At 41.8% G+C, this 13,411-nt stretch carries 18 protein-coding genes; all 18 read left to right on the forward strand.

Annotated elements, in window-relative coordinates:
- The first annotated feature begins 7 nt into the window (after positions 1-7).
- Genes B2O97_RS22355 through B2O97_RS22440 form a run of 18 tightly spaced genes read left to right on the forward strand, consistent with a single transcriptional unit; the run spans position 8 to position 13,381 of the window.
- Entirely contained in the window at positions 8-514 is a 507-nt protein-coding gene (locus B2O97_RS22355) for a hypothetical protein (protein WP_286768184.1), read from the forward strand.
- A complete protein-coding gene (locus B2O97_RS22360; RefSeq protein WP_286768185.1) occupies positions 501-875 on the forward strand; it encodes a YcbK family protein in 375 nt (124 codons plus the stop codon). The genes B2O97_RS22355 and B2O97_RS22360 overlap by 14 nt, the downstream gene beginning before the upstream one ends.
- Positions 876-893: 18 nt before the next feature.
- Positions 894-1,331: a hypothetical protein gene (locus B2O97_RS22365; RefSeq protein WP_286768186.1), complete on the forward strand. Its 438-nt coding sequence runs from the start codon at positions 894-896 to the stop codon at positions 1,329-1,331.
- A gap of 1 nt (position 1,332) precedes the next feature.
- The gene (locus tag B2O97_RS22370) at positions 1,333-2,505 is read left to right on the forward strand and encodes a DUF2586 family protein (RefSeq protein ID WP_286768187.1); all 1,173 of its coding nucleotides are present in this window, start codon (positions 1,333-1,335) and stop codon (positions 2,503-2,505) included.
- A 1-nt stretch (position 2,506) separates the two neighbouring features.
- Positions 2,507-2,920 (forward strand): hypothetical protein, encoded by a 414-nt coding sequence (locus B2O97_RS22375; RefSeq protein ID WP_286768188.1) that lies wholly within the window; start codon positions 2,507-2,509, stop codon positions 2,918-2,920.
- A 13-nt stretch (positions 2,921-2,933) separates the two neighbouring features.
- Positions 2,934-3,479, forward strand: a complete 546-nt coding sequence (locus tag B2O97_RS22380; RefSeq protein WP_286768189.1) for a hypothetical protein — start codon at positions 2,934-2,936, stop codon at positions 3,477-3,479.
- Between the two features lie 8 nt (positions 3,480-3,487).
- A complete protein-coding gene (locus tag B2O97_RS22385) occupies positions 3,488-3,673 on the forward strand; it encodes a hypothetical protein (RefSeq protein ID WP_286768190.1) in 186 nt (61 codons plus the stop codon).
- 3 nt (positions 3,674-3,676) lie between these two features.
- On the forward strand, positions 3,677-5,557 hold the full coding sequence (locus tag B2O97_RS22390) for a hypothetical protein (protein WP_286768191.1): 1,881 nt from the start codon (positions 3,677-3,679) through the stop codon (positions 5,555-5,557).
- Complete coding sequence (locus tag B2O97_RS22395) at positions 5,554-6,159, forward strand: DUF6046 domain-containing protein (RefSeq protein WP_286768192.1); 606 nt, start codon at positions 5,554-5,556, stop codon at positions 6,157-6,159. Before B2O97_RS22390 ends, B2O97_RS22395 begins: the two co-directional genes overlap by 4 nt.
- A 4-nt stretch (positions 6,160-6,163) precedes the next feature.
- A complete protein-coding gene (locus B2O97_RS22400) occupies positions 6,164-7,129 on the forward strand; it encodes a hypothetical protein (protein ID WP_286768193.1) in 966 nt (321 codons plus the stop codon).
- Entirely contained in the window at positions 7,126-7,611 is a 486-nt protein-coding gene (locus B2O97_RS22405) for a hypothetical protein (protein ID WP_286768194.1), read from the forward strand. Before B2O97_RS22400 ends, B2O97_RS22405 begins: the two co-directional genes overlap by 4 nt.
- Entirely contained in the window at positions 7,612-7,830 is a 219-nt protein-coding gene (locus B2O97_RS22410) for a hypothetical protein (protein ID WP_286768195.1), read from the forward strand.
- Position 7,831: 1 nt separating this feature from the next.
- The gene (locus B2O97_RS22415; protein WP_286768196.1) at positions 7,832-8,131 is read left to right on the forward strand and encodes a hypothetical protein; all 300 of its coding nucleotides are present in this window, start codon (positions 7,832-7,834) and stop codon (positions 8,129-8,131) included.
- Positions 8,131-8,430 carry a hypothetical protein gene (locus tag B2O97_RS22420; protein ID WP_286768197.1) on the forward strand — a complete coding sequence of 100 codons (300 nt, stop codon included), beginning with the start codon at positions 8,131-8,133 and terminating at the stop codon, positions 8,428-8,430. The genes B2O97_RS22415 and B2O97_RS22420 overlap by 1 nt, the downstream gene beginning before the upstream one ends.
- Complete coding sequence (locus B2O97_RS22425) at positions 8,423-9,280, forward strand: hypothetical protein (RefSeq protein ID WP_286768198.1); 858 nt, start codon at positions 8,423-8,425, stop codon at positions 9,278-9,280. Before B2O97_RS22420 ends, B2O97_RS22425 begins: the two co-directional genes overlap by 8 nt.
- On the forward strand, positions 9,264-9,737 hold the full coding sequence (locus tag B2O97_RS22430) for a hypothetical protein (RefSeq protein WP_286768199.1): 474 nt from the start codon (positions 9,264-9,266) through the stop codon (positions 9,735-9,737). Before B2O97_RS22425 ends, B2O97_RS22430 begins: the two co-directional genes overlap by 17 nt.
- Complete coding sequence (locus tag B2O97_RS22435; protein ID WP_286768200.1) at positions 9,730-10,461, forward strand: hypothetical protein; 732 nt, start codon at positions 9,730-9,732, stop codon at positions 10,459-10,461. Before B2O97_RS22430 ends, B2O97_RS22435 begins: the two co-directional genes overlap by 8 nt.
- Position 10,462: 1 nt before the next feature.
- Positions 10,463-13,381, forward strand: a complete 2,919-nt coding sequence (locus tag B2O97_RS22440) for a hypothetical protein (protein WP_286768201.1) — start codon at positions 10,463-10,465, stop codon at positions 13,379-13,381.
- Positions 13,382-13,411: the final 30 nt, after the last annotated feature.

Below are 13,411 nucleotides of genomic sequence, written 5' to 3' on the forward strand. Positions count from 1 at the left end.
CGGCATTATGAAATCAATTAAAGAAAGAGCCGGTGATTACTTTAAAAGTAATCCCGGCACGGCCGAACTGTTCGGAACTAGCGATGGAACCTTATTTCTTCAAAAACAGCACGCAACTGCTCACGCTTCGACACTGGAAGAAAAAGAAGTGGAAACTTTTAACGAATCTTCTATTTCCACAGCAGCTGCTGAAGAAAAAACAGCGGATGCTACGGGCGGATCCAAAACGGATAAAAAAGCTGACACCCAAAAGGCAACAGCAGCTGCTGGGAAGAAAGCATCTGAAAAAAATACTAAAACTCCAGCGGCTAAAGAAAAGGATCAGTTAGTCACTGATACTGTAGTTGCCGATGATGCTGGACAAAAGCTCAACGCGGATACTTCAGACGAATCAATTGATAAACTGGACTTAAATGGTCAGTCAGAAAATTCTGATCAGGAGCAAACAAGTGGTGAGAATACTTCAGCTGAAATACCAGAAGAAGAAAACAAGGAACCAGATGCAGCTAACTAAAAATTTTAAGCTCGAAGAGTTCGACTGTAAAGATGGGACACCGGTGCCAAAGCAATATTATGGCAATGTGACCAAGCTGGCCAAAAACCTTCAGGTCCTACGGGATTATCTCGGAGTTCCTGTTACGGTCACCGGTTCGGGCTATCGCACTCCTTCCCACAATAAAGCGGTGGGCGGCGTTCCGAATTCCAAACACCTGACAGCTGAAGCCAGCGATATCAATGCAAAAGGTTACACGCCGAGCCAATTGGCTGCTGTAATTGAAAAGTTGATCAAGGAAGGCAAAATGGTTCAGGGCGGTCTGGGAATCTATCCGGGATTCGTGCATTATGATATCCGGGGAACGAAGGCCAGATGGTAACATCAATAAAAAAAACAGATGATAAAATTTATTAAAAAATTGGTTGAAAAGATCAAAGCGATCTTTTCAACCCTTTCACCCGGTTATAAAAGAGCTTTGTCCATCGCTGTTACAGTGATCGATGTGATTTATCAGGCCGTGGATAACCCGGCAACGGATTTTCTGGTATCCCTGACCAGCAACAAAGTGGATGATGCTGCAGTAGCGTGGTTAAGGAATAGACTTCCGGATTTTCTAAAACAGTTCAAGCTGTTCGCGGAAGTGGCCGATCTGACCGATCCGCATGAGATCGTACTCAAAGTTTCGGAGATACTTCAGTCAATGGACTGGGCAGACCGAAACGGTGAGCGGCTGAAGCTCGCAACGGCTCTCGCTATCGAGATCACTGCAGACGGCAAATTGGACTGGGCCGATGCTGTCAAGATTATTCAGTCCATAAAAGATAAAAGCATTTAAGATGAATTTACCCAATATTAAATTTAACATTCAGAATGGCGGGCTGCTCCAGCAGCTGGTCACCAGTGATAAAATTATTGGTGTCGTATTGACGGGCGTTTCTGTAGTGGATAACGTGCAGATCAATACCGCTTATCAGGCTTTTAGTCTTGTTGAGATTGAAAATCTGGGAATCACTGTTGCAGGCACAAATGCCTTCGCATACAATTTTTTCTCGCAGTTCTACAATGAAGCCGGGCAAGGGGCTGAAATATGGTTTATGCTTGTCAGCGACGCAACGACATATACCAATATGCTCGACATCACCGGGCAGTATGCTCCCAAATTACTCGATGCTGCCGGCGGTGCGATCCGTGTGCTGGGTGCGCTCAAAAAGGCTGCGGCGGAACCTGTTATTACAGATGGATTAGACGGAGATGTGCATACTGCAGTAATAAAAGCACAGGCTCTGGCAGATACCTATACCGAACGCTTTATGCCTATCCGTGTGATCATCTCCGGTAATAATTTTTCTGCTGTCGTGGCCGATCTGAAAAGCTACAAGACAACGGAAAACAACCGTGTCGTGATCCTGATCGCAAATAACGATGGCAGCAAAGAGGCTTCCGTAGGTCTGGCACTCGGACGGTTGGCCAGAACTCCTGTACAGCGCAATATCGGGCGCGTTGCCGATGGACCAATTGAAAGCCTTACAGCTTATTTTACCAATGGTGCAAAGGTTGAAACTCTTCAAACTTCCTGGGATGCCATCCACAATAAGGGCTATGTATTCTTGCGTTCGTTTGTTGGTAAAAGCGGCTATTTCTTCACGGATGATGTTACCCTGACCAAGGATACAGATGATTTCAACTCCCTGGCACGGGGACTGGTCATGGATAAAGCGATCATTATTGCCTATGCAACACTAGTTGAAAATCTGTTGGATGAAATCAACGTAACACCCCTTGGTAAAATTCATCCGGCCATCATAAAATCATGGCAGGGACAGATGGAGAATGCACTTTCCGCGATGACAGCTGCCGGCAATATTTCCGGGCAGGAATGTTTCATCGATGAAAATCAAAGTATCCTGAGCACAGGTGTCATGCAGGTTACCATTCGGATACAGCCGGTTGGATATGCCAAACAGGTGGAAGTCAACATCGGTTTTACGACAACCTTAAACAATCAATAGTATGGAGTTTTCAAGCAAGCAATATTCATGGAGCGATATCAGCATCGCTCTGGGCGGTAGGATCCTCGAAGGGATTACCGAAGTGGAATACACGAAAAAGAGAGAAAAGGAAGCCATTTATGGCCGTGGTTCAAATCCGCATTCCATTGGATCGGGAAACAATAGTTATGAGGGAAAGATCTCCATCTGGCAAAGTGAACTGGAAGCAATGATCCAGTCCGCGCCAAATAAGGATGTACTTTCATTATCCTTTGACCTGGTGGTATCCTATGTTCCTGCTTCGGAAACGCCAACAGTGACAGACATCCTTAAAAATGTGGAATTCACTGAATTCAAAAAATCAATGCGTCAGGGGGACAAAAACATGATCGTTGAACTCCCTATCATCTTTACAGAAGTAAAACTGCAACAATAACAAAAAACGAAAAATGAGAGCAACAGACAAACAGATCCAGGAATGGAAATCCAAACATGGCGGAGTTTATATGATTCCGGTAGATGACAAGGTGATATACCTACGTGAACCCAATATCACAGACTGGAAAAGAGCATTCACAGCCATGCAAAAGAATGGTGAAATCGGCTTCACTGAGGAAATGGTGGGCGCGTTATGGCTGGACGGGGATGCGGAGGTAAAAACTGATGATCGTTATTTTGTCCCGCTTGTAAAAGAAATGCCAACATTTTTCAACTATGATGATGCCATTGTGATCAAGGAAGGTGCTAATTACGTCATCACTATCGGTGAAGCCAGCTGCAAGATCAGGATCATCACCCGGGACGACCTTAAAATTGCAGAGCGTAAAAACCCGTCAGGAAAGCCATTTGTGACACAGGAAAATCTGTTTGATATGGTTGTGATCGAAAAGGATGAAGCTTTTGCCGATCGTAATAATGCGGAGCTCCGTTTTCCTTTGTACAAAGCAATTGAAGATCTGCAGAAGCAAAAGATCGCGAGCATAAAAAAGCTCTAATCGACGCGGTGATCGACACCGATGATCCGGAAGCCTATGAATATGGCAATCTGGATTATCGCATCGCGGACGCTTACCTTAGATACTACCTACATATTCAAAACCCCGAAAGGCTATCAGATGAAGAATGGGCAGATCGTTTGCTCGATCTGCATTTCATCCGTCAGTCTGAAAAAAGAGCATCACAGAGTTAACGGATGAACGGATACGATTTTATAATCAGGTTACGAGACCACGCTACAACAGGCATCACCAGTATTGCAAGGGCGGCAGGCGTAGCTATGAACAGGCTCTGGGGTATGAGTCGGGGCATCCGTCGTGTCGACGATGACAGCAGGGCTCTGGGCGGAACTTTGGGGAAACTCAAGGGATTTCTTTTGGCTGCCTTTACAACAGCTGCCATCATGGGTTTTGCAAACAAGGTGATGGAAGCCCGTGCCGAATACGAAAAGTTTCAGGCTGTAATGGCAAATAGCTTTCAGTCCCAGGATGTCGGTAATGCGGCAATGGCGCTGCTCACAAAGTTTGCCGCGGATACCCCCTATCAGCTCAATGAACTGACAGGGGGATTTATCAAGCTGATCAATCGGGGTATTTATCCAACAAAAACGGAACTGACCGAATTAGGGGATTTGGCCAGTTCTCAGGGAAAAGGATTCGACCAGCTCGTGGAAGCGATACTGGATGCCCAGACAGGAGAATTTGAGCGTCTGAAGGAATTCGGTATCAAGGCCAGTAAAGCCGGTGACCAGGTATCCTTGTCTTTCAAAGGCGTAACCAAAACTGTAAAGAACAATGAACAGGCCATAAAAAATGCAATCTTGGAATATGGCAATATGGCCGGGGTTGCCGGATCGATGGACGTTATTTCAAAAACTTTGGGTGGACGTCTTTCAAATTTAGAAGATCAGTGGTGGGGTTTCCTTGTCGCTGTCGGTGGCGAATCAAATGAGGTGTTCGGATCCGTTCTCGACCTGCTTACTTCAGGACTTGGTTTTCTTCAGGAAAATCTTCCCGTTATTTCAAGGTGGTTCAATATTTTATGGACATACATTCAGCCGGTCGGTTCAGCACTGGAAACATTGATCCGGAATATATTCGGTTTTAAATCTGCCGGTGACGCGCTCGATAGTTTTGGGAAGATCATGCGCGGGGTGCTGCTCTTTATCGATGTGTTTACCACTGGACTGATCACGGTCATCAATTGGCTCAGTCCATTTGGCAAAGAGATCGCAGCTGTAGCAGTTGCATGGGGTGTTCTTAATGCCGTCTTTGCGCTGTCACCGATCGGATGGGTCGTGATCGGAATTGTGGCCCTGATCAGTGCGATCGGTCTGGTCACAAAATATACCGACGGATGGGCAAAATCATGGGAAGCCTTAAAGTTGATGTTTCAGCTTTCCTGGGAGCAGATCAAGGCTGACTTTATGCATGGTGTCAACAATTTCAAGCTTGGTTTTCAGCTCATGTACTTGTCCGCTAAAGATGTAGCCCAACAGATCGTAGGGACATTTAGCAAAGTTGGGGATGCAATTGATATGGCCCTGAAAGGTGATTTCTCCGGAGCATTCAAAAAAATCGGTGAAAAGGTAAAAACTGATGCTGCAGGAGAAATCGAAAGGCTTAACAGTGAGGCTGCCAAAAATGAAAAGTTGTATCTCTCGCAGACAGAACAGCGCAAAAAGGGTTTTGACCAGGCAAAGAAAGACTTTGGTATTACGATTGACAAAAACGGGCTTTCAAGGGATTTTGCAAAGTTAAATGACAGTCTGAAGGTTGGCAAGGCAAAGGATACCGGTTCATTAGCTTATGAGGACTTTATTAAAAATGGCAGCAAGCTCGCTCCCGGAAAAGACGGGGCTGATAAAGATGGATCGGGAAAGTCAAAAAAAGGAAGCGACGGGATTGTCGGTGGAGGTTCCAGATTGACAAATATTACAATTAATGTCGCCAAAATGCAGGATCAGATCGTGATCAATACCGTAAACACTGGAGAAGGCGCAAACAAAATGAGAAGTATTATCGAAGAGGAGTTAAATAGATTGATAGGATCAGTTTCAGCAATGCAGACCACATGATAAATAGAGCGACAAATACATTTTCAATACGTGAACTGACTGCGAAAGCACACCTGGGATATATCGGCGCGTCCTTTCCGGAATTTGGAGGATCGGTAAGCAAACAGGCCGCAGCGTTCGCACGCTTCAACATCTTTAACGTAAACGAATCACAGTCTTTGGGCAAACCCTATTTTATGACTTTGACGGTTCAGGCCGGAAAAGAAATCACGGAATTCCCAAATGAACCGTTAGTTACGATCTATTCGCAAAAAACAATTGTCGAAACTCCTACTGTCGGTGAAGAACGTAAAGGTACGGTCAAGGAATTTATAAGTACCGAAGATTATCAGATTGACATTAAAGGAATCATTATGGGATCAGGCACGTATCCTGCTGAAGAAGTAAAGTCCCTGAACGAACTCTATAATAAAAATGAAGCACTTGATGTGGTAGGAAATCTATTTTTTGACCTATTCAACATTCAGCGTATCGTGCTTACAAGCATAAAATTTGATGACATGATGGGACAGCAGGAATTGCAGAAATATACCATCACCGCGGTCAGTGATCAGGACTTCTTCGCGGAACTCAATGAAAGAAATAATTTTTTAAAAGGTTAGCGGCATGTTTGTACTTGGAGGAACTTTTGAAATCGGATCGTTTAAGTTTTCAGCGATCAATGAAATTGAGATTACCAAGTCGGTTGATGATATTTCCGACACTGCAGTGATCAAAATGCCTTCAAAGTTTTTGGTCAAACAGAATGGCGGACTGAAGTATACTGAAGAAGTCATTAAAAAGGGTGATCCGGTGAAAATCACTTTAGCCTACAAAGGAAAATTTGAAAAGGTAGAATTCGAAGGGTATGTTGACCGGATCAAAGCCGGGGTGCCGATGGAAATTCATTGCGTTGATGCGACCTGGTTATTGCGTAGAAAGGAATGTAAGTTCAGCAAATCAAAAACTTCACTGAAGGAAGTTCTTCAGCATATCGTTGAAGGTACGGATTTGAAGTTGGCTGCTAATATTCCTGGCCTTCCTCTTGAGAAATATCTTTTAAAAAATAAGAACGGTCTGCAAGCTCTTTACCAGATAAAAGAGGAAACGTCAATGAGCATTTATTTGAATGATGCCGGTGAATTGTATTGCGGGTTGCAGCAGCTTAACAATATCGGCCAGACTGTTAAGTATGACCTCAACTATAATCTGGTTGAAAACAATTTGGAATTCCGCACTGCGGATGATAAAAAAATCAAGGTGGTCTATGAATCGACTACAAAGGACAACAAAAAACTGAAGGTGGAACTGGGTGATGATGGCGGTGAAAAGATCGAAGTCAAAACCAAGACTATCACTGATCAGGCCACACTGGAACGAATGGCCAAAACACATCTGGAGCGTGCGAAATACGATGGTTATGACGGTGATGTTACGAGCTTTTTAATCCCATATGCAACCCGGGGCATGGCTGCTGAGATAATCGACAAAAAGCATGTCAACCGTCAGGGGAAATATTTTATAAAAAAGGTAGTGACCACTTTTGGAACAGGTGGTGCTCGCAGAAAAGTAAGTATCAGCAATAAATTATGAGTTTAAGGGAAGCATTGAAAAACGCTACACGCCAGGATACCGATACCACGATCATGACCGTGGTATCGGTCGATCACAATAACGGCACATGTGTCTGCAATGATGGCGAGCTTGAGCATACGGATGTAAGGCTATCTGCGATCATTGATGATAAAAAACAAAAAATGTATGTCATTCCTGCTGTCGGATCGACTGTCCTGGTCACACCCATTGAAGAGGATTATACATTACAGTTTGTAAGTGCCGTCAGCGAGGTGTCGGAATTCTATGTCTGTATTGAACAGGTTGTTTTTGATATGGACAAAAATGGATTTCTCCTGAAAAAAGAGAATGAAACACTTCGGTCATTGATGCTCGATCTTTTATCTGCCATCAAGGCAATGAAATTTACGACCAATATGGGACCGACCATCGCACTGATCAACAAACCGGAATTTATTGCGATTGAAAATAGGTTTAAATCATTTTTAAAGGCAGATTAAATGGCACTCAGTAAAACAAGACTAAAAAACAAAATTATTGAAGCTTTCCGGGATGAGCAGAAGGAAGAGCAGGATCATGAAGCGGCATTGGATCGGATAGCAGATAAATTGGCCAGTTGCTTAATCGCTGAGATCAAAGAACTGAAGATTAATTATACCGGAGGTCTAACAGCCTCAAATGTGCCAGTAACAGGCATTATTAACGCCACGATAACATAATATGGAAGAGTTATTAAAATCGATTGCTCCAGAACTGATGACTGCAACTGCCGGCGCGTTTATCGGCTGGTTTTTTCAGCGCAAAAAGCAGAATGCTGATCTACGTGCCAGTGAAATTGAGAATGCAGAAAAGGCATTGCAATATTATAGAAGCATGGTGGATGATCTGGGTGGTCGCCTTACTGAAGCAATAACGGAACTCAGGGCCACTAAACTTACTGTAAAGGATCTGGAGGAACGGGTTGAGGGATTGACAAATGAACTCAAAAAATACAAGCAATTAAATGGAAAGGTGTTATAATGGCTTTTTATCCAGCATTACATAATCAGTCTGTTTTAGACTTTGTGCTGCAGCATACCGGGAGTATATCCGGTGCTGTGGCATTTGCGGTTGCAAATGGTATTTCAATTACAGATGATCTTGTCATTGGCCAGACCTATTTTATTCCCGACGAAATCGATACAGATACTGATATCACAGATTATTATGACCGAAATGACTATGTGCCTGCAGGAGGTGTAGAATTTACAGTGGAACCTGAATTCGTTATTGGAAGAATGGTTATTGAACAAAGTTTTATAGTAAAAGAAAATGGCTAGAAATATCTCACAGATACAGGATGAAATAAAGACAGCGATTCAGGCACGGTCTGAATTAGCTGACTTGACCTCTACGAGCAAATCAGCTGTTTGGCTGGCAATGACCTACGCGATCGCCGTTATTGTTCTTACAGTTGAATCACTTTTTGACCTTCATAAATCTGAAGTAGAAAACACCCTTTCGCTTCTGAAACCTCATACGCAACGCTGGTACAGGGAGAAAGCTAAGTTATTTCAGTATGGTTATTCACTTATTACCGACACTGATGTATATGATAACAGCAACTTGACGGATCAACAGGTTGAGGATGCAAAAATAATTAAATACTGTGCCGTAAATGAAGCAGTGGACGAAAGCAGGCTGATTGTTAAGATTGCCACAGCAAGCAGTACTGGTGATCTGGAGCCAATAGGGCCAACAGAGCTGATTGCTTTTAAATCTTACATGAATGAAGTTAAAGATGCCGGTCTGACAATAACGGTCACAAATTATCTTCCGGACATATTATTCCTGGACATGATCATATTTTATGATCCATTAATATTTAACGGATCAGGTGAGACGCTGCTTGGGGGCACCAAACCGGTGGAAATTGCAATAGACCAATTTTTAAGGCAATTGCCTTTCAATGGCGTATTGCAGCTGAACTTATTGGCTGAGGCATTACGGATGATTGAAGGTGTTGAAATTCCTCATATTGTCAAGGCATCCAGTTGCTGGATCAATCCTTCTATAGGCGGATATGGCGATCCCGTCACTATTGACGTCTATAAAATTCCGGAATCGGGATATTTCAAGGTCAACGATTTTTCACAGATAAAATATCAGGCGTATGAAAAAGGTATATAATGTGGATTTAAAAAAGTTGGTGGTTCTGATATTGCCCACTTTTATGAGAACTGAGAAATTGATCGCTTTCATTTGGTGCCTGATCCTAGGCATCCGAACAGTGCACTTCAAATTGCTGGCCCTATGGTATGACACCGACAAGGAGATGGAAGTAACTCCGCAAGTTTTTAGTCTCAGAAAATTACTGAATGATTATTTCGATTCTGTTAATAGATCAATCCGGATCGAAGATGCAGAGCTCAGTGACCGAACATATATTTTTACTGAAGGTGAAAATCAGCCTGTTTATCTGGACGATGAGATTTTCATATATACTGGAAATGAAGTAAGTGAAGCGACTGGATTTGTGGTTATCGTTCCTGAATCTCTTAACAACACAGCTGAAACAGCTCGCTTAAAAGCAATGATTAATAAATACAAATTAGCAGGTACCAAATACATTATAAGATATGAATAAGGTAAATTTTCAACAACCAGGTGGTTTTCCGATAAAAACAAATACCCTAAATTTTTTACAGACGGCCTTTGGTCAATTATCTAGCCTGGCAGGTCTTGGAGGAGCAAATTACATACTGAATGGTTGTACTGTCGCTGGAGGGAATGTCACGGATGGTACAATCGTTATAGATGGTGAAGTGCTGCCATTTATAGGAGGGCCAAAATTGCAATATGTAGTTATCGAAGAAACAATTGGTAACGACACTTTCAAAGATGGTCTTTCCAAACCTATATTTACAACCCGAATTGCAAAGATGGCAGCAGCCGGAACATTGGCATTTGACAGTCTATCTAAAGTCACCTCGTTGACAGATATGAAAGATATGATCTTCAAACAGGAGATAGCACAATGGTCGCCAACATTTGAAGGAATACAGTCCGGCAGCATTGTCAGCAGTGATTGCAGATATTTCAAGATGGGACGATTTATGAACTTATTCGGGAATATTGTATTTGACTATCCAAATGAAGGACAAACCCTTGCTTCGATATCAATAAAAAATTTACCGGTCTTCGCTGCTCCTACAGATCAATATGGTTTCTGTAATGTAGCACCAAGCAATCTTGACGTGGATATCCGTTATGTAACCTATGTTCATGATCAGCATTTTCTTCGCTTCAATTCCATGTTTGCTAAAGGCATGTATAATTTACGTTTTTCAATCAACATCATCACGAACTAACATGAAACAACCTATATCAAAACTTAAAGAATGGTTTGGCGCATTCAAGATGCCAACAGCGAACCAGTTTGGGGACTGGATCGACAGTTATTGGCATAAAGACAGTAAGATCCCTGCTGCCAATGTGGAAGGATGGACTGACGATTCGGCACTTCCAATTGAGGGAACTGAATTGCCAAATGGCGGCGATAAAAATAAGTACGTAACTGTCTATGGAGGGCCAGCTGGCAAAACCTTTACTTATGGAGAGGAAGACTTTCCTATCGATCCAGATAACCAAGGTACATTATTTTGGACAGCAGCTACACAGAAATGGAAAATACAGGATCAGGTATTGTTACCTAAAGCTCCTATAGCAAATGAGAGCGGAAATAGTAAAACGACTGCAGCAAGTCAAAACCTAGTTTCAGAAACCAGAGATTTAAATTCTTACGAAGATATTTCAGCAATTTTTTCCGACGGTTCAGTAACCGTTTCTCCAGTCGGGACCAATGCCGTTCAATCTGAGTCTGCAACGGTTGAATTTTTGAGTTATCCAGTCACGCAGGGTGACGTTTTTTCAATTAAATCCCTTGGAGGGTCATCGAACAGGGGCTGGGCCTTTCTGTCTACCGATGATAAAGTAATTTCGATATCGGCTCAAGGGGAAGTTAACGACTTGATCACAGCCCCTCCTTTTGCCATTAAACTGGTGGTAAATAATATTAAAACGCAAAAAAACAGGTTTGTCCTCAAGGTAAAAGGGATTAATTCTTTAGCTTATACATTGCAAAAAAAATCAAATGATAATGATAAAAAAGAGATCACAAAACAGTATGATTTTAATAACACCGTGCCTAAGCAATTCTATGCAAGCAATAATGCTATTGTAGAGCAGGATATTACTGGAAATGCCGTATTCAACAGTCGAGGATTGTCACTACCAGTAACAGAAGGCGATTTATTTCAGATTTTCACAGTAAGTTCTAATACTCGGAGGGCTTTTTATTTTACTGATAATTCAGATAATGTACTTTCCTATGCGACTTCATATGGAGATAACATCGATTCCCCGATATGGGCTATTGCTCCAGCAGGAGCAACAAAGATGGATGTCAACCTAATTAATTCATCAGGATACCTAGATACACGTGTTACGCTTGGTTTTAGGGTTGTAAAACTATCTGATTATAAAAACGAGGTTTCAAATAAGCTAAATAAACATTTGCCGGTAATTAACACAATCGGCAAATGTTACGTTGAACTGGCTAAATACAATTCATTATATAATACAAATCAACTAACAATCGATGAGTCCACAGATCGGATTTATGATGAAAGTTTAGCCTCATTGAAAATTGACTGTTCAGAAGGTGATATATTCGCGGTTTGGGGCATAGGTGGCCATACCGGCCGTCTATATTGTTTCGGAGCTGTCAATGGTTCATTGTTCCAGCAGGAACCTCAGTATAAATCTGTCAGCAACGCAAATTTTTCAACAGTACCAGCAGTTATTAAGGCTCCGGCAAGCTCTTCTTTTCTTTATGTCAACGTTCGTATAGACTCATATTTCAACATTGTAAAAATTTCGAAATCATTTTTAGATGTTGTAAAATACAGCACCGATTCTGCTGTAATAGGAATTGATAATAAAGTACAGAGTGCCATCAATACGGCTAACAATGCATTACAGGTTGCTAACAATGCATCAAAAGATGTTGTTTACAATACGTTTAACGTAGGGTCGGGATTCGACTGGTTTTATTCCAACTCTGTGCATAGAGCCGACTATATGCTATCACGCCAAATACTGACAGCAAAAGCAAATAAAATGATCGATCAGAATAAGGTTAACCTTAAAACTCTCGATAATGCAAATGGGGGATCAATTCTGTTTATGCATGATGCAAGTCTCCAATATTATTCGATAGATAGTAGTAACGGCAAGGTATTCTGTTTTTCATTAGCAAACGATGTCGACACCGGTGATAGTGCTACATACATCAATGCATATGTGGTTCTAATTTCAATATCTGCAAATTCCACAGGTGTTTTTAACTCTGAATCTTATAGAAAGGTTGTTGTTGCCAAACACGGTGATGTAATTGATGGAATAACCATCAAAAGTGGGTGTGGGGTTCCAAATTCATATTTAGTTGGAGATACTCTTCATTTGATATTTTCCGCTCAGGGAACAGATAACATCTGGTACGAATTCCATGCTGAATATAATTGTATTACCTCAATCTTGTCGCCAGCAACAAAGTGCAAGATTGGACAAAGCGATATGTCGTGTTCTAATATCGCGGGATATATTGGGCAAAGCGATAATCAGATGATCAGTATTAATGCATCAATTGCTGAATTGAATGGATATTATTATGCGTGTGTATGTGCACAGACGGCATTCAAAAAAGGGATAATAATCAGAACGCAGGATTTCAAAAATTGGGAATTTGTTGCGGAGCCATCAATTCAAATGAGTTCAAAAGCACAATTTGAGGGTGCTATGGGCTCAATAAATGGGAATCTTTTTTTAGCCCTACGTCAATTGAACAGTGATTATCTGATATTCCTGAAAATGGGGCCAGATGGAGCTGTTCTCGACGAGCAGATTATTCCGGCCAACGCTTCAAGGCCACATTTTTTCAAACGTGGTACTACCGAACTGCATTTGGCATTTAGCGCAAATAGTTTTGGAGGTATACCACGTGTGAACACGATTATAATGCAGGTAGATCCTGTGAATTTAAAGTATTCTATTCCTAAACAGGATGTAGCTTTTTTTGGAAATTATATGTCGATTGCACCTCGTTCAATGAATCTTCAATTTATTTCTTTCACCACAGGCACAACAGGGGTTACTTTATCAAGCATGAACTATGGTCAAAAAAGTACTCAAGACGTTATGACTTCGATAATGAATGTAATTTCTATATAATATCACAGCTCCCTTAGGGAGCATAAATAT

The sequence above is a fragment of the Sphingobacterium sp. UBA865 genome (genome assembly GCF_002295765.1).
GTDB classification, from domain to species: domain Bacteria; phylum Bacteroidota; class Bacteroidia; order Sphingobacteriales; family Sphingobacteriaceae; genus Sphingobacterium; species Sphingobacterium multivorum.